This window comes from Sphingomonas aerophila, from assembly GCF_014199305.1.
In the GTDB taxonomy this organism is placed as follows: domain Bacteria; phylum Pseudomonadota; class Alphaproteobacteria; order Sphingomonadales; family Sphingomonadaceae; genus Sphingomonas; species Sphingomonas aerophila.
In genome coordinates this window covers 215,024-231,400 of the sequence record NZ_JACIJK010000002.1, presented here as the reverse complement: position 1 = coordinate 231,400, position 16,377 = coordinate 215,024, and the positions used below count along the sequence as shown (strand labels likewise).

17 protein-coding genes are annotated in these 16,377 nt (G+C 67.4%); 6 read left to right on the top strand and 11 right to left on the bottom strand.

Annotation, left to right across the window (positions count from 1 at the left end):
• Window positions 1-65: 65 nt before the first annotated feature.
• The 4 genes from FHS94_RS03845 to FHS94_RS03830 are packed head-to-tail and all read left to right on the top strand — an operon-like array spanning window position 66 to window position 4,027.
• A complete protein-coding gene (locus FHS94_RS03845) occupies window positions 66-359 on the top strand; it encodes an Hpt domain-containing protein (RefSeq protein WP_184054852.1) in 294 nt (97 codons plus the stop codon).
• 51 nt (window positions 360-410) lie between these two features.
• On the top strand, window positions 411-1,586 hold the full coding sequence (locus FHS94_RS03840; protein ID WP_184054850.1) for a hypothetical protein: 1,176 nt from the start codon (window positions 411-413) through the stop codon (window positions 1,584-1,586).
• A 57-nt stretch (window positions 1,587-1,643) separates the two neighbouring features.
• A complete protein-coding gene (locus tag FHS94_RS03835) occupies window positions 1,644-2,714 on the top strand; it encodes a DUF2336 domain-containing protein (protein ID WP_221234526.1) in 1,071 nt (356 codons plus the stop codon).
• The gene (locus FHS94_RS03830; RefSeq protein WP_184054846.1) at window positions 2,711-4,027 is read left to right on the top strand and encodes an ATP-binding protein; all 1,317 of its coding nucleotides are present in this window, start codon (window positions 2,711-2,713) and stop codon (window positions 4,025-4,027) included. The genes FHS94_RS03835 and FHS94_RS03830 overlap by 4 nt, the downstream gene beginning before the upstream one ends.
• On the opposite strand, the gene FHS94_RS03825 is transcribed toward FHS94_RS03830, so the two are convergent.
• Genes FHS94_RS03825 through gltX form a run of 3 tightly spaced genes read right to left on the bottom strand, consistent with a single transcriptional unit; the run spans window position 4,013 to window position 6,948 of the window.
• Entirely contained in the window at window positions 4,013-4,213 is a 201-nt protein-coding gene (locus tag FHS94_RS03825) for a hypothetical protein (RefSeq protein WP_184054844.1), read from the bottom strand. The two genes, FHS94_RS03830 and FHS94_RS03825, sit on opposite strands and share 15 nt — an antisense overlap.
• A gap of 6 nt (window positions 4,214-4,219) precedes the next feature.
• Window positions 4,220-5,503: a citrate synthase gene (locus FHS94_RS03820; RefSeq protein ID WP_184054842.1), complete on the bottom strand. Its 1,284-nt coding sequence runs from the start codon at window positions 5,501-5,503 to the stop codon at window positions 4,220-4,222.
• 17 nt (window positions 5,504-5,520) lie between these two features.
• Window positions 5,521-6,948 (bottom strand): glutamate--tRNA ligase, encoded by a 1,428-nt coding sequence (gene gltX / locus FHS94_RS03815; RefSeq protein ID WP_184054839.1) that lies wholly within the window; start codon window positions 6,946-6,948, stop codon window positions 5,521-5,523.
• 27 nt (window positions 6,949-6,975) lie between these two features.
• On the opposite strand from gltX, the gene FHS94_RS03810 reads away from it, so the two are divergent.
• Complete coding sequence (locus FHS94_RS03810) at window positions 6,976-9,162, top strand: ComEC/Rec2 family competence protein (protein ID WP_184054837.1); 2,187 nt, start codon at window positions 6,976-6,978, stop codon at window positions 9,160-9,162.
• Here FHS94_RS03810 and lexA read toward each other — a convergent pair.
• From lexA to FHS94_RS03770, 8 genes are read right to left on the bottom strand one after another with little or no spacing between them, the layout of a single operon-like run.
• Entirely contained in the window at window positions 9,159-9,842 is a 684-nt protein-coding gene (gene lexA, locus FHS94_RS03805; protein ID WP_184054835.1) for a transcriptional repressor LexA, read from the bottom strand. The genes FHS94_RS03810 and lexA overlap by 4 nt on opposite strands.
• A gap of 55 nt (window positions 9,843-9,897) precedes the next feature.
• Complete coding sequence (locus tag FHS94_RS03800; protein WP_184054833.1) at window positions 9,898-11,079, bottom strand: molybdopterin molybdotransferase MoeA; 1,182 nt, start codon at window positions 11,077-11,079, stop codon at window positions 9,898-9,900.
• Window positions 11,080-11,083: 4 nt separating this feature from the next.
• Complete coding sequence (locus FHS94_RS03795; RefSeq protein WP_184054831.1) at window positions 11,084-11,863, bottom strand: ZIP family metal transporter; 780 nt, start codon at window positions 11,861-11,863, stop codon at window positions 11,084-11,086.
• Window positions 11,864-11,915: 52 nt separating this feature from the next.
• Entirely contained in the window at window positions 11,916-13,001 is a 1,086-nt protein-coding gene (locus FHS94_RS03790; RefSeq protein WP_184054829.1) for an SGNH/GDSL hydrolase family protein, read from the bottom strand.
• On the bottom strand, window positions 12,998-13,483 hold the full coding sequence (gene moaC / locus FHS94_RS03785; RefSeq protein ID WP_184054827.1) for a cyclic pyranopterin monophosphate synthase MoaC: 486 nt from the start codon (window positions 13,481-13,483) through the stop codon (window positions 12,998-13,000). Before moaC ends, FHS94_RS03790 begins: the two co-directional genes overlap by 4 nt.
• The gene (gene trpC, locus FHS94_RS03780) at window positions 13,480-14,259 is read right to left on the bottom strand and encodes an indole-3-glycerol phosphate synthase TrpC (RefSeq protein ID WP_184054825.1); all 780 of its coding nucleotides are present in this window, start codon (window positions 14,257-14,259) and stop codon (window positions 13,480-13,482) included. Before trpC ends, moaC begins: the two co-directional genes overlap by 4 nt.
• Window positions 14,259-15,251 carry an anthranilate phosphoribosyltransferase gene (trpD, locus tag FHS94_RS03775; RefSeq protein ID WP_184054822.1) on the bottom strand — a complete coding sequence of 331 codons (993 nt, stop codon included), beginning with the start codon at window positions 15,249-15,251 and terminating at the stop codon, window positions 14,259-14,261. The genes trpC and trpD overlap by 1 nt, the downstream gene beginning before the upstream one ends.
• Window positions 15,248-15,841: an anthranilate synthase component II gene (locus tag FHS94_RS03770; RefSeq protein ID WP_184054820.1), complete on the bottom strand. Its 594-nt coding sequence runs from the start codon at window positions 15,839-15,841 to the stop codon at window positions 15,248-15,250. The genes trpD and FHS94_RS03770 overlap by 4 nt, the downstream gene beginning before the upstream one ends.
• 112 nt (window positions 15,842-15,953) lie before the next feature.
• Here FHS94_RS03770 and FHS94_RS03765 point away from each other — a divergent pair, with 112 nt between their 5' ends.
• A complete protein-coding gene (locus FHS94_RS03765) occupies window positions 15,954-16,376 on the top strand; it encodes a hypothetical protein (RefSeq protein WP_184054818.1) in 423 nt (140 codons plus the stop codon).
• Window position 16,377 lies beyond the last annotated feature (1 nt).

Below are 16,377 nucleotides of genomic sequence, written 5' to 3'. Positions count from 1 at the left end.
CTGGGCCGTTCACAAAGCGAATAGCGCAACCGGTTGTTAAGCGGTCGCTTCGTACAGCGTCTGCCATGGCGTATGACCCCGGAGCGATCGATGCGGCGCTGGCTGCGGCCGTTGGTGACGAGCCCGGCCTGATCGCAGAGCTGCGGCTGGCGTTCACCGACGGTGCCAGTCGAGCGCTGACGGCGATGGAAGCAGCGCAGGACGAGGCCGCGTGGACGGCAGCTGCCGCAAGGCTGCGCGGACTTGCGGCGAGCTTTGGCGCGGTCCGCCTTATGGCATTGGCAGCGCAGGCGGGGGAGGGTGCGCCGCGCGACCCAGAGGCCCTTTTGCGCCTTCGACGTGCCATTGCCCGCCTTTAGGCCACGCGTCCCGCCCTTGCACGACGCCCCGTTCTCGATAACAGCCGGGCCATGCTCGCCGGCCTAATCTTCGCGCAGGACGAGGCCGAGGATCGGCCCGACCGGCTGATCGCCACCCTGCCCTTTGCGGGGGCGACCCTTATCGAGCATCACGCACGCCAGCTGGTCAATGCAGGTGCGGCGCAGATCATCGTGGTCGCCAATCAGCTGCCACCTGACTTGCTCGGTGCGCTGTCCCGGGTCGCGCGCCTGGGCGTCGCCGTCGATACGGTTCGATCCGCGGGTGAGGCTGCAGCAAAGCTCCACCCGCTTTCACGCGTTCTAATGCTCGCCGATGGGCTCGTGGCGACTGACAAGATGGTGGCCGCGCTCGCGAAGGAGGGCGGCGACGCGCTGCTGGTCGTGACTGGCGACGGCACTGGCGATCTGGAGCGGCTGGGCGGGAACATGGCGTGGGCAGGCATCGCGCGCCTTCAGGCCCAGCGGGTCGTCGAGGTCGCCGCCCTGCCGCGCGACTACAACATGCAATCCGCGCTGGTCCGCGTCGCCGAGCAGGCGGGCGCCCTGCATCTGGTCCTGCCGGAGGGCAGCGAACGCGCGGGACACGGGCTGGCGCGCGGTGAGCTGGCATTGGGCATACGCGGGCGGCAGATGCTGTCGGCGCTGTTTGCCGGCCGCCGCAACTGGATCGATCGCTGGATTTTTGCGCCGGCCGGTTGTCTTGCGCTTCCACCGCTGGTGGATCGGGGCATCGCCGCGACGGCGGTCGCGGGCGGTACGGTCATTCTTGCGGTAATCGCTGCCGCGCTTCTGCTGCGCGGTTTTGGTGGCGCCGGTACGATGCTGGCGATGGTGGCCACGGTGTTCGCATCGGTCGGCGTGGCGCTCGGTATGCTCAGGGGCGAGCGGCGTGTTGCGCGCTGGCTTCGGATGGGTGTCACGGCCGTGCCGTTGGTCAGCACCTTGCTGCTCGGCTGGTCCTTGTGGGGAGAACGGGGCCATGAGGGGTCGATCGTGGCCGCGGTCTTCCTCGCGATCCTGACCTTGCTAGGCGAGCGCGCGATGACGCAGCCGCGCGACACGTGGTGGGGTAGCCCGCCGGCATATCTGCTCGTCATCCTGCCCACCGCCCTGCTCGGTCTTGCTGAACTGGGGATTGGAGCAGCGTCCTTGTACGCGGCGGCGACCCTGGCGCTCGCCATCGAGGACCTGCGCGAACAGCCTTAGCCTCGTTTTAACGACGCGGCGGCTAGATCGGTCGGTATGACGGGCCAACCCGGAACCTTGCCGCGCGATTCTGCCTCGCCAGAGAGCGCGACGCTGCTGATTCGCAGCGCTGCCATGGCGGGCGCTCGCGAGGCCGCACGGCTGCGTGCGCGGGCCGCAGATTGGCGGCGCGACACGGCATCCAGGCTGGATGATCGGATGCGGGCGTTGCTCGATCACTTGCTGACCGGCATGGTTGGGGAGGTCGAGGCAAGGCTCCGTGAAGATGCATCGCGGATGCTGGTCAGTCGCGGCGACCGCGCGGGGGCCGCTCGGCTACGGCAAGCTCGGCCGAGTGCCGCGCAGCGACTCGAGCGTGCCGGACTGCTGGCAAACGAGCCGCTGCTGGCCGAGTTGTTCGCGCGGCTCCGTCAGGACCTGATTGCCGAGCGGCTGCCAGTGCGGGCCGATGACGATGAGCCAAGCTTGCTCGCAAGGCTCGCCCAGGTCGGCGATCCTACCGTTGCCGCCGCAGCGCGCGGATTGCTAGTGGCCGAGAGCCGGCGCCGTGAGGCGCTGGCCATGGGAGACGTGACGGCCAGCGATTTGCCGGCGGAACTGCACCAGCAGCTGGTCTGGCGCGTCGCCGCCGCATTGCGCGACGGCGACACATCAGCGGATCGTGCGCTGGTGGAGGCTGCCGGACGTATCCTTGCCGGCTATGATGAAGGCGAGCGGGCGGATGCACAGGCGATGCGGCTGGCCTTTGCCATCGACGCACGCCCGCAGGAGCTGCCGGCGCTTCTGGATGAAGCGATCGGTGATCGGCGCTTGTCGTTGGTCTTCGCCGCGCTGGCCCTGTCGGCACAGGTCCCATTCGACGTCGTTCGCAGCCTTGCCGTGGAGCCGGATGACGAGCGATGGTGGCTGTTGCTTCGTGCTGTCGATCTCGACCCGTTGACGATGGCTCGCCTGGCATTGGCACTGGCGAGCGCGGATCCACGACGCGGCGACCAGGATTTGCCGACACTGCTGGACGCGGCCAATGCGGTTTCCGCCGAAGAGGCACGGGCGGAGCTGGCGGTGCTTCGCCTGCCGCCCGACTTCCGGGCCGCGGTTGACGCGCTTGGAACCGGAGAAGCCGCGTGAGTGGCGTCGCGCGGGGTACGGTGAACGCCGCTGGCCGACTGGTCGCGGCCGACCCGGCGCTTGCGACGCTGCATGCGCGCGCGGGCGGAAATGCGGACACGCCCCTGGCCGTGGTGCCGCTGGCCAGCATCGCGCGGCTCGCCCGGCGGCTGGGCGTTGTCGTGTCGCGGCCGGTGACGGTGGCCGATGAAGAGGCTGACGTCGAACTATGGGTGCGCGCCCAGCCGATCGGTGACGAGGTTCGCCTTGCTGTGAGCGGCTGGCGCGCACAACAGCCCTGGCCCGGTCCCCGCGGCGACGATCCGGTCGAGCTGGAGGGGTGGCGATGGGAGTGCGATGCGGCGTTGAGGCTGACGCATCTTGCCGTCGGTGCCGCGGCGCGGTCGGGCAGTGAAGTGTCCGACCTGCTCGGTCAGCCTGTCACTGCATTGTTCACGCTGGAGGCGGATGGTGCGGGCGGACTGCCGCTCATTGACGCGCTGGCTCAGCGAGTTGCGCTGAGGAGACAACGCGCGCGGGTGAGGACCGGTGGTAATCCAGTGGTCCTGGAAGCGCGCGTACGCCGTGACGCCGCCGGCAGCTTCGCTGGCTTTGTCGGGACAGCGCGCCCCGTGGAAGAAGCGTTGCTGGCAACGCCGCCGCTCAGCGAGGCGTTTACGCAGGGGCTCGACCGCGCACTGCGCCGGCCGCTTGCGCGCATCGTGGCGAACGCGGACAGCATCCATGGGCAGGCCGATGGCCCGATCGCCCCGGACTATGCCGACTACGCGGCGGACATCGCGGGAGCGGGCCGCCACCTTCTGTCGCTGATCGATGACCTGGCCGACCTTCAAGCGATCGAGCGGGCTGACTTCGACGTGCCTGTGGAGCCGATCGACCTTGCCGACCTCGCGCGACGGGCTGCGGGGCTGCTGTCGGTCCGCGCGGACAACGCCGGCGTCACGGTGCTGCGGCCCCCGCTCGGCGCCACTGCAGAAGCGCGAGGCGATTTCCGGCGAGTGCTGCAGATCCTGGTGAACCTGGTCGGGAACGCGATCCGCTATGCGCCGCAAGGTTCTGCGGTGGCGATCGAACTCGGCGAGACCGAGGGGCGCCGGACCGTCACGGTTATCGACGGTGGCAAGGGCATTGATGCCGAGGATGCCGAGCGGGTGTTCGAGAAATTCGAGCGCGTCGATCCGGCGGAGCCAGGTGGAAGCGGTCTGGGGCTCTACATCGCCCGGCGGCTTGCACGTGCCATGGGTGGCGACCTTACGCTGGTAAGCGCGCCCGGCAGAGGCGCGCGGTTCACGCTGGCCCTACCGACGCGGTAGACGGCGCGCGATCAGCACCAGCACCAGCCCGATCACGGCGGTAACGCTGCCGCGGCTGACCCATACCGCTTGGGAGATCATGAAGCTGGAGGCGGGCCAGCGGATGTAGCCCAAGCCTTGGCCGATCCACAGCATCCCGAGCAGCGCCAGGACGACGCCGAGGAGCAGGAGGATCGGCCTCAGCATGGTGGATCAGCGCTGTTCGACGGGAAGGTAGGTGCGCTGGGTTGGGCCCGTGTACAGCTGACGCGGGCGACCGATCTTCTGGTCGGGGTCGGTGATCATCTCGTTCCACTGCGCGACCCAGCCGACGGTACGGGCAATCGCGAAGAGCACGGTGAACATCGACGTCGGGAAGCCGATCGCCGACAGGATCACCCCCGAATAGAAGTCGACATTGGGGAACAGCTTCTTTTCGACGAAATAGTCGTCATTGAGCGCGAGTTCCTCCAGCCGCAGCGCCGTCTCGAACAGCGGATCGTTGACCTTCAGCGCGTCGAATACCTCGCGCACGGTCTTCTGCATCACCGTCGCGCGCGGGTCGTAGTTCTTGTAGACGCGATGGCCGAAGCCCATCAGGCGGAATGGATCGTTCTTGTCCTTGGCCCTGGCGATGAATTCCGGAATACGTTCGGGCGTGCCGATCTCACGCAGCATGTTCAGCGCTGCCTCGTTGGCGCCGCCATGCGCCGGGCCCCACAGGCAGGCGATGCCCGCCGCGATGCACGCGAAGGGGTTTGCGCCCGACGAGCCGGCGAGGCGGACGGTTGAGGTTGACGCGTTCTGTTCGTGATCGGCATGCAGGATGAAAATGCGATCCATCGCCTTCTCAACCGCCGGGTTCACCTCATACGGCTCGGCCGGCACGCCAAAGGTCATGCGCAGGAAATTGCCGGTGTAGCTGAGGGAGTTGTCCGGATACAGGAACGGCTGCCCGACGCTGTACTTGTAGGCCATCGCGGCAAGCGTCGGCATCTTCGCGATCAAACGGTGGGACGCGATGATGCGCTGTTCCGGATCACGGATATCGGTGCTGTCGTGGTAGAAGGCCGACAGAGCCCCGACGACGCCGCACATAATCGCCATCGGGTGCGCGTCACGACGGAAGCCGCGGAAGAAAGTCGCGAGCTGTTCGTGCACCATGGTGTGCCGCGTGATCGTGCGCGAAAACGTCCCAAGCTCGGCCGAACCGGGCAGTTCGCCGTTCAGGAGCAGGTAGGCCACTTCCATGAAGCTGGACTGTTCGGCCAGTTCCCCGATCGGATAACCCCGGTGCAGCAGCACACCCTCGTCACCGTCGATATAGGTCAGCTTCGACTGGCAGCTCGCCGTTGATGTGAAGCCCGGATCATAGGTGAAGGCGTCGGTCTGCGCGTAAAGCTTACGAATATCGACAACGTCCGGCCCGACCGAGCCCGACATGACCGGGAATTCGACGTCTTTGCCGGACAGGCTGAATTTAGCCGCATCGCTCATGATAATCGTGATCCTTCCTAATCTTTCGCCATCTGGTCGGCGATCCGGCCCAGGCTCTCGTCCCGGCCGAGCAGGGCGAGGACGTCAAAGATGCCAGGCGAAGTCTTGCGGCCGGTCAGCGCCGCGCGGAGCGGTTGCGCTACCTGGCCGAGCTTCACGCCTTGCTCTTCGGCGACCCGCCGTACCGCGGCGTCGAGCGCTTCCGTATCCCAGTTGTGCACCGCGTCAAGCGCCCGGTACGCCGCCGCGAGCAGCCGACATAATTCGTCGGTAAGCAGCAATGATGCTGCCGTATCCATGACCAGCGGACGAGAGGCGAACAGGAACTCCGCCCCGGTCGCCAGGTCGTTCAGATTGGCGGCGCGGACCTTCAGATACGGCATCGCGCGTTGGAGAAGGTTGAGCGCGGGATCATCGGTCATCCCCAGCCGATCACCCACCAGCTTGGCCAGGCGGGGGTCACCCGCTTCGCGCAGATAATGGCCGTTCAGATGCTCGAGCTTCTTCAGGTCGAAGCGGGACGGGCTCTTCCCGACGTCCGCCAGGTCGAACCAGCGGATCGCCTCTTCGCGGCTGATGATCTCGTCATCGCCATGACCCCAGCCGAGCCGCAGGAGGTAATTGTCGAGCGCTTCGGGGAGAATGCCCAATTCATCCCGATAGGCCTCGATCCCGACTGCGCCATGGCGCTTGGACAGCTTTGCGCCGTCCGATCCATGGATCAGCGGAATGTGTGCATAGACCGGCTCGGGCCAGCCATTTGCGCGATAAATGGGCAGCTGTCGGAAGGCATTGTTCAGGTGGTCGTCGCCACGAATGACGTGAGTGACGCCCATGTCGTGGTCGTCGACGACGACGGCCAGCATATAGGTCGGCGTGCCGTCCGAACGGAGCAGGACCAGATCGTCCAGCTCGGCATTCTGCACCGTCACCGATCCCTGGACGAGGTCGTCGATCGTCGTCGCGCCCTCACGCGGAGCCTTTAGCCGGACCACGAACGGAGCGTCTGCCGGGCGGTCAGCGGGGGAACAGTCGCGCCACTGACTGCGGATGCGAAGCGGCGTCTTCGCCGCCTCCGCCTCGGCGCGCAGCTGCGCGAGTTCTTCGGCGGTCATGTAACAGCGATAGGCGTGTCCGGCCTCCACCATCGCGTGGGCGACCTCGGCATGCCGGGCGGCTCGCGCGAACTGGTACGTGACATCGCCGTCCCATTCGAGGCCGAGCCAGCGCATGCCCGACAGGATCGCGTCAATTGCCGGCTGGGTGGAACGTGCCCGGTCGGTATCCTCGATCCGCAGCAGGAACTTGCCGCCATGGTGGCGCGCGAACAGCAGGTTGAACAGCGCGGTGCGCGCGCCGCCCAGGTGCAGGAAGCCCGTCGGCGACGGGGCAAAGCGGGTCACGACGGGCGTGTGCGTCGTCGTGTTATCAATAGTTGCGCCCAAGCGCGCGTGCTCCCAAAGCTGAAGGGGATGGCCAGTGTCGCCGCGGCCCCTAGCACGCACCCTCCGGCCGGACAATTCGGCCTAGGCGCGCGCGCGCGTGCGGTCCTTGATCAGATCGAGCACTGGCTGGAGGCGGAACGCGACCAGCTGCCGTTGTGGTTGCCAGTCTCGGTCGGCACGGGCGTGGCGCTATGGTTCGTGCTTCCGAACGCGCACGGCTGGCTGGCCGCGATGTTGTTCGCGGTCGGGCTGGCGCTCGCGGCTCTTGCCCTGGGGCGGGGCGGGCGACTGGGTCGCGTGATCGCGATCGGAGCCATCGGCGTGGCGCTGGGGACCGGACTTGTCTGGTGGCGGGCGGAGCGGGCCGCGGCACCCGTGCTGAACAGGCCGGTGGTCGCCCGGTTCACCGCACGGGTGGATGCGGTGGAGATGCTGGGCGCGCGCGGTCTGGTGCGGGTGACGCTGAGCAGTCGGGGCGCCGGCGTGGACAGCCGAGGGCGCGCCGTGGTGTTGCCGGCCCGTGTCCGGGTCACGATGGCGGAGGCCGACGCTCCAGTCGGACTGGCATCCGGTGCGATGCTGAGGTTGTCGTCTCGCCTTCTTCCACCTTCTGCGGCTGCGGTGCCGGGGGCGTATGACTTTGCTCGGGTCGCCTGGTTCAGCGGCATCGGCGCAACCGGACGAGCGATCGCGCCGATCAGGATCGAATCCGGATCACGGGCAGGCAGCGGCATCCGCGACCGCCTGACGGCGCACATTACCGGCAGGCTGGAGGGCAGCGCCGGGGGCATCGCGGCGGCGCTGGCAACCGGAGACGAAGGCGCAATCGAAGAGGGCGATGATGAGGCGATGCGGCGCGCGGGTCTCGCACACCTGCTGTCGGTTAGCGGCCTGCACATTACCGCGGCCGTGGCGGCGACAATGTTTGTGGTGATGCGACTGCTGGCGCTTAGTCCCTGGCTGGCGTTGCGAGTCCGACTGCCCGTGCTGGCCGGCCTCGCCGGGGCCGCGGCTGCGATCGGTTATACGTTGCTGACCGGAAGCCAGGTGCCGACGATCCGGTCCTGCGTGGCGGCCCTCCTGGTGCTTGTCGCGCTGATGATGGGGAGGGAGGCGGTGACGCTGCGCCTGGTCGCGACCGGCGCGCTGGTCGTGTTGCTTTGGTGGCCCGAGCAGTTGGCGGGGCCGAGTTTTCAGCTCTCCTTTGCCGCGATAACCGCGATCGTGGCGCTTCATGAACACCCGCGGATCGCGGCCTTCTTTGGGCCGCATGAGGAGCCCCGCTGGCGACGGGCGGGACGTGGGCTGCTGAGCCTGCTCCTGACAGGCGTTGTGGTCGAGGCCGCACTCATGCCGATCGCGGTGTTCCACTTCCACAAGGCGGGCCTGTATGGCGCGGCGGCGAACATCGTCGCGATACCCCTGACCACCTTCGTGGTGATGCCGGCAGAGGCGCTCGCGCTGATGCTAGACACGATCGGCCTTGGCGGGCCGGCATGGTGGGTCACGGGGCGGGCGATCGCGCTGTTGTTGTGGCTGGCACAGACGGTCGCTGCCGCACCTGGCTCGATTGCTGCCCTGCCAGCGATGCCGACAGGCGCGTTCGCTCTGATGATCGGCGGCGGTTTGTGGCTGATGCTTTGGCGCACCAGCTCGCGCTGGGCGGGGGCGGTGCCGATTGCGGCTGGCGCACTCTGGGCCTTGCTGACGCCCGCACCGGATTTGCTGGTCACCGGCGACGGACGCCATCTTGCAATCCGCACGACCGGGGGCGGCCTGGCGCTGCTTCGGGACCGCGCGGGCGATTATACGCGCAGTACCCTGGCCGAGAATGGCGGTCTGGATGGTGAGCCCTTGCTGCTGGCAGAACAGCGGGAGGCGCGGTGCAGTCGCGACCTTTGCCTGGCAGAGGTCGTGCAAGGCGGCCGGCGGTGGCGGCTGCTTGCAACACGCAGCGCCTATCCGGTGCCCTGGGCGGAACTGGTCGCGGCCTGTGCCCGCGCCGACATCGCCATCAGCGAGCGCGCCCTGCCGCGAGCCTGCAAGCCGCGATGGCTGCTGCTCGACAAGCGCAACCTGTCGCGCACGGGCGGCGTGGCGGTCACGTTAGCGACCGGGCGGGTGTATACGGTCCGCCACCCGGGTGACGAGCATCCGTGGCGCGCACCGCCAACGCTGGCCAGCCCGGCCAACGACTGGCGGCGACACCCTTAGTCGTAGCGGCGCAAAATGCCCGACAACTTGCCCTGGATACGCACCTGCTTGGGTGCATAACGCTGCGGGTCATAAGCGCGGTTCGCGGGATCGAGGCGAACCATCGCCCCTTCCTTGCGGAAGTATTTCAGCGTGGCTTCGGCATCGTCGATCAGCGCAACCACGATCTGGCCGTCGCGGGCCACGTCGGTGCGGCGGATCAGCGCATAATCGCCGTCGAGGATTCCAGCCTCGACCATCGAATCACCGGCGACCTCGAGGGCGTAATGTTCACCTGACCCGAGCAGCGCAGCCGGCACCGCAAGCATCGACGAACCTTCAAACGCTTCGATCGGCACACCGGCAGCGATGCGACCGTGCAAGGGAATCTCGACCACGTCGTTTGCAGGCTGCGGCGCGGGGCGGATGTTCACCTCGGGTGCTGACGGAACGATTGCTTCCGGCATAGCCGTACCAGAGCTGGGCCTTTCAGGCATCCGTACCACCTCCAGCGCGCGCGCGCGGTTAGGCAGGCGGCGGATGAACTGGCGTTCCTCCAGCGCGGAGATCAGGCGATGGACGCCCGACTTCGACTTGAGGTCGAGCGCGTCCTTCATCTCCTCGAAAGAGGGGGAAACACCCGTTTCATTCAGGCGGTCATTGATGAAGCAAACGAGCTCGTGCTGCTTGCGCGTGAGCATGGCAGTCCTCCGTCGGGAACAGACGTGGAACCTATATGGAACGTAATCGGCCTCGTCAAGCGAGCGCAAGGAATTCTGCCGAGTCGCCGGGCATTGCGGCGGGGGCATTCGCAGGCCGGATGATCAGGCATGTCGAACGCGCCAGGGTGAGCAGCATGGAACTGTCCTGAATGGTTGACGCGTAAAGGCGACCGCCGCGCAAGTCCGCCCGCAGATAGTCGGTGCGCGGTCCGTTCGCAGGGAGGGGCTCGCCGACCATTGCCATCATGGGCCGGGGGAGAGGATCGGCGGCCCCGGCCAGGCGAGCGACCAGAGGCTTCACGAACAGGAGCGCGGTGACAAAGGCGGAAACGGGGTTGCCCGGCAACCCCAGCACCAGCTTGTGGCTGAGACGCCCGGCCATCATCGGCTTGCCCGGACGCAGCGCGATACGCCAGAAATCGATGGCGCCACCTGCCGCCTCCAAGGCGGGGCGAACCAGGTCGTGGTCGCCAACCGACGCGCCACCCGTCGTGACGAGCAGATCGACGTCCACGGCCGCGAATGCCTCGCGCAGCACGTCCAGCCGGTCTGGCAAGATGCCCAGATCGACTATCTCGACCGGCAGATCGGCAAGCAGGGCACGCAGCATCAGTCGGTTCGACTCCGGCAAGGCGACGCCGGTCACGTCTTCGCCGGGAGAGACCAGCTCATCGCCCGTCGCAACCAGGGCCACGCGAACGGGTCTGGTCACGGGCACGCTGCCGTGGCCGCCCGTGGCGAGGACGGCGAGGCGGGCAGGGGTGAGCCGCTCTCCGGCGCGGACCAGTGTGTCGCCTTCATGGAAGTCCAGCCCGCGCGCCCGGGTGTTGCGGCCGTGATAGGGTGGGCCCTCTCCATTGAGTAGCAGCGTTGCGCCGTCGCGGGCGGCCTCCTCCTGCACCAGCACCGTATCCGTGCCCGGCGGCAGCGCGGCCCCGGTGAAGATACGCACCGCCTCACCCGCCGAGACGGGCTGCTGGTGCGGGGCGCCGGCCGCACTCTCGCCCACGACCCGCCACGGACCCGGCATGTCTGCAAAGCGAAGCGCAAATCCATCCATGGCGGACAGGGTCGCCGCAGGCTGGGTCCGGCGAGCGTGAATGTCCTCCGCAGCCCAGCGGCCTATCGCTTCGGCGAGCGGAACGCGCTCGACCGGAAGAGTGCCGGCCAGGGCGAACAGTCGGGATTGCGCTTCATCGACGGGGAGCAACGTCATGGGATCAGCCACCAAGCTTGGTCAGGCAGAACGCGGCAAGGAAGCCGGTCACCGCGATCAGCCCGGAATAGTCGTGGGTCGCCTCGGTCGCCTCGGGGATCATGGTGTCGACCAACATGGCCAGGATCGCGCCCGCCGCAACGGCCGTCACCGCAGCGACGAAGGAGGGCGCGGCCCCGGCGAGCGCAACATTGCCGAGCATAGCGGCAAGTCCGGAGGCGATCGCGATGCCGATCCATACGCCAAAGATGTAGCGCGCGCTGCGGCCTGCCTGACGCATGCCGGCGGCGCTGGCGAGACCTTCCGGCACGTTCGACAGGAACACCGCCGCGACCACCACTGCGCTGACGCCCTTCCCCCCGATCAGGCTGGTGCCGATCACCACGGACTCAGGAATCCCGTCGAGCAGCGCGCCGATGGCGATGGCAACACCGGTGTTCGTGCCGGGTGCCTGGTCAGCGCTGGCGTGCGGCTGGCTTTCGTCCGGGTTGTTGCCGGAGCGCTTGCGGTGGCGAGCGCCGCGGCGTGAAACCACTATGTTGGCGATCGTGTAAACCAGCGCGCCGCCAAGGAACCCCGCCGCCGTCGCGGTAAAGCCGCCACGATGATAGGCCTCGTCCATCAGATCGAACGCGACCGCGGAGATGAGGACGCCCGATCCGACCGCCATCACCGCGGCGATCACCCGCTGGGGTAGGGACAGGATGAAAGGCACGGCTGCCCCGATGACGAGCGCCGAGCCCCCGACCAGCCCCCAAAACCCCGCCAGCAATGCCTGGTTCATCGTTCGCCCCCGTTATGATCTCCATAACAGCCGGACGACCGGATGGTGCCGATCAGCGCGCGGGCGCGGCACGCCAGCCAAGAGGAAGTTTGTCGATCGTCCCCGCCAGCAGGTCGGCAACGATCCGATCGTCGGCCAGCGATGGGTGGGCGTTGCAACCGCTATAGGCGAGCCCGTCGAAACGGACCGGCGTGGTCCAGCCCGGGAAGCGCGCATTCACGGCTGCCGAAACCTGCGCCACCTGGTCGTAAAATTGGGGCTTGCCCATCAGGATCACGCGAGCCTGTGGCTGCTTGGCGTGCAGTTCCGTCAGAAAGCTGACATAGCGCTGGCGATAGGCGGCCTGGAGCGCAGGCAGGTCGGGCCATTTTTCCCCGGCATGAAGGTCGGTCGAGAAATCATTGGTGCCGAGGTTCACGACCACTAGCTGCGGCCGCCACTTGGGATCGCCCGGATCGAGATGGGTGGCGTCGTCCGGCTTCAGCTGCGGATAGATGATGGGCAGGCTGCGCGTCGGCGACGTCCCGTTGTAGTTCCGGACGATGCCGAAGCCGGAATAGGCATTCAGCCGGTAGTCGGCATCGTATCGCCGCGCCACCAGCGGCCCGAACGCGCGCTGGCTGTCGGTCGTGTCGTGGACTTCCTGTCGCGTGCAGGTCGTGGTGGGTGAGGTGTTGCCGTAGCCAACCGTGTAGCTGTCGCCAATGAACTCGATCTGCCGCGCGCGGGGGCGAAGGGGCAGCGGCTTGGCGTTCGCAGCCGTGTAGAAACCGATGAAGCGAAAGCCGCCCTCCTGGCTTTCGGTCACCTTCTCAAGCCGCACCACGTGCGCGCCCGGCCGCAGCCCATCGATCACGGCATCGACCGGGTCGGGGCTGGGGTGATCAAAGCGCCTCTTCTCCTCCCCGTCGATCAGCAGGCGCAAATGGTCGGTGGAGGTTTGAAAGCGGACCCGCACCGCGGTTCCAGTAAAGCGTCCTTCCAGATAAGCACCGGGCCAGCCGATGGAGAGCGAACCGTCCGCCTGCTGAACCGCACGCCCGCCAAGATAGGCCGGAATGGGCCGCGGTGCCTGGGTGGCGGCGGCGAGCGTCAGCAAGGCGAAGGTCAAATAGCCGGCACGAGGCAGGTTCGTCATCGATCAGCGCCCTTTTCTGTGGTCCAGTCACCCGACCGGCCGCCGCTCTTGGCAAGCAGGCGGACGCCGTCGATCACCATCTCCCGGTCGACCGCCTTGACCATGTCGTACACGGTCAGCAGCGCGACGGAGCACGCTGTCAGTGCCTCCATCTCGACCCCGGTCTTGCCCTCCGTCGCGGCGATCGCGGTAACGGTGATTCCGGTCGCGTCGGGGCGAAGATCCACCGAGACCCTGGTCAGCGGCAGAGGGTGGCAGAGCGGGATCAGGTCGGCAGTTCGCTTGGCGCCCATGATCCCGGCAATACGGGCGACAGCCAGCACGTCGCCCTTCTTGGCCGCGGCATCGTTGACCAGGGCGAGCGCCGCAGGGGAGAGGGTAATGCGGCCGGTCGCGGTTGCCTGCCGAGCGGTCACCGCCTTGCCACCGACATCGACCATGCGGGCGGCGCCCGTGTCGTCGAGGTGGGTGAGGCCATTCACCCGATCAGCTCGCGCGTCGCCGCCTCGACATCCGGCGCCCGCATCAGTGTTTCGCCGACCAGGAAGCAATGCACGCCGCGCGCCATCAACACATCGACATCGGCGCGGCCGGTGATCCCGCTTTCGGCAACAAAGGTGCAGTCCGCCGGTGCGCGGTTCACCAGTTCCAGGGTGCGGTTCAGGTCAACGGTGAAGGTATGAAGGTCGCGGTTGTTGACCCCGATCAGCCGGGTACGCAGCCGCAGGGCGCGGTCGAGTTCGCGGCCGTCGTGAACTTCGACCAGCACGTCCATGCCGCATTCCAGGGCACAGGCCTCGATTTCCGCCATCTGGTCATCCGACAGCGCGGCGGCGATCAGCAGGATCGCGTCGGCGCCAAGCGAGCGTGCTTCGGTCGCCTGCCAGGGATCGATCATGAATTCCTTGCGCAGCACCGGGAGCGTCACCGCCTCTCGTGCGGCAACAAGGAATTCGTCCGAGCCCTGAAACCATTGCTCGTCAGTCAGCACCGACAGGCAGGCGGCTCCGCCAGCCTGATAGGCGCGGGCATGGGCGGGCGGATCGAAATCCGGGCGGATCAGCCCCTTGGAGGGCGAAGCCTTCTTGATCTCTGCGATCAGCGCGGGGCCTTGGCGCGAATCAAGGGCAGCGCGAAAGCCGCGTGGGGCGGTCACTTCCTCAATGCGCCGGTCAAGTTCGTCCAGCGTCGTGGTGGCGCGCCGGACGGCGACCTCCGCGCGCTTGGTTTCGAGAATCCTGTCGAGAATGGTGGTCATTAGTAGGCGATCCAGCGGTCGAGGAGCGCGTTCGCCTGGCCGCAATCAAGCGCTTCGGCTGCTTGCCTCGCGCCGTCGGCCAATGCGGTCACGCGACCGGCGACGACCAGCGCCGCAGCAGCATTGAGGAGAACGGCGTCACGATAAGGGCCCTGTTCTCCCGTCAGCAGCAGGCGGAGTGCCATGGCATTATGTGCGGGGTCGCCACCGCGGATTGCGCTGACGGGCGAGCGGGGCAGGCCCGCATCCTCTGGCGCGATGCGGCCAGGAAGGGAGATCGCGCCAACGGACACGGCCACGCTGGGGCCGGCGCCGGACAGTTCGTCCAGCCCTTCCTCGCCCGACACGACCAGTGCTGCCTCGGTGCCGAGCTGCTCAAGCGCGGCGGCGAAGACGGGGGCGTAGTCGGGCCGGGCGATGCCGATCAGCTGGCGTGTCACCCCGGCGGGGTTGGCGAGCGGACCCATCAGGTTGAAGATGGTGCGCCGGCCAATACGCCGGCGGATGGGCGTGATCCGCTTCATCGCGGGATGGTGGTTGGCCGCGAACAGAAACGCGATGCCGAGTTCATGAAGTGTGTCGAACGCGGTGGCGCCGACACGTTCCATGTCCAGGCCGAGCGCTTCCAGCGTATCGGCGGCGCCTGCCTTTGAGCTCGCGGCGCGGTTGCCGTGCTTGGCGACGGGCACCCCACAGGCTGCGACGACCAGCGACACGGCGGTGGAAACGTTCAGCGTATGGTGCCCGTCACCGCCGGTGCCGCATACGTCGACAGTTCCGGGCGGCGCATCGATCGGGAGCAGGCGGTCGCGCAAGGCACGGGCGGCCTCCGCAATCTCCACCGACGTCTCGCCGCGCTCGGCCAGCCCGATCAGAAAGGATGCGATTGCATCCTCCGATGCGCGACCGTCGAGGAGGTCGCAAAAGGCGAGGCGGGCCGTTTCGCGCGACAGCGGCGTCGCAGGATCGGGCAGCAGTGCAAGCGTGGTCACGCGGGCTCGCGCTCTCGAACCGGCAATCCGGCAGCACGCAGGAAGTTGGCGAGCATGGCGTGGCCATGCTCGGTCGCGATCGATTCGGGATGGAACTGCACGCCGTGGATCGGCAGCGTTGCGTGGCGGAAGCCCATCACCGTTCCGTCCTCCGCGCGTGCATTGACGTGCAGCTCCTCGGGAACGTCATTGACGATCAACGAATGATAGCGGGTCGCGGTGAAGGGGCTTGGCAATGACTGGAACAGGCCGGTGCCGTCGTGAAGTACGGGGGAAGTCTTGCCGTGCATAAGCCCGCCGCGTTCCACCTTGCCCCCGAAATGCTGGCCGATCGCCTGGTGCCCGAGGCACACGCCCAGCAGTGGCCGACCTGCATCCGCTGCTGCCGCGACCAGGTCGAGGCTAACCCCGGCCTCGGTAGGCGTGCAGGGGCCGGGCGAGATCAGGAAGGCTTTCGCGCCTGACGACAAGGCCTGCCCCGCAGAGATCGCGTCGTTGCGGACAACGTCCACCTCGGCCCCCAGCTCTTGCAGGTAGTGGACCAGGTTCCAGGTGAAGCTGTCGTAGTTGTCGATGACGAGCACGCTCATAGCCAGTCGACATAGCGCTTTGTTGCAGCGCTGCAATCGCCTGGCAACTCGGGCCGTTCAGATGGGAGCCATGCCCGACGCCGCACGTTGAGCAGCAGAAGAGGAGATCAACATGTTGCGTGTCGTGGTCGGGGTGGTGGCGATGATGTCTGCGGCGGGCGCGGTGGCGCAGAGCCAGCAGGCCGAAACGGGCCAGCCGCCCCAGCGAATCCGCAATGTCACGGTCACTGGTCAGCAGGCGTGTCCGCAGTCGACCTCCGACGAGGTGGTCGTTTGTTCGCGCCTGGACGAACCGTATCGTATTCCAAAGGGGCTTCGCGACGATCGCCCCATCGCCGCCCAGAACCAGAGCTGGGTCAATCGGACTGCTACCATGGATCAGACGGGCCGGGTCGCGGGCGGCCTGCCCGATACCTGTTCGCCGGTCGGAACGGGCGGGCAGAGCGGTTGCGCGTTGCAGCGCAACCAGGCCTTCGCAGCCGAGCGCCGCGCCAATGCACAAGCGGCGCGGACGGTGCCCGGCGGCGAGCAGTAAA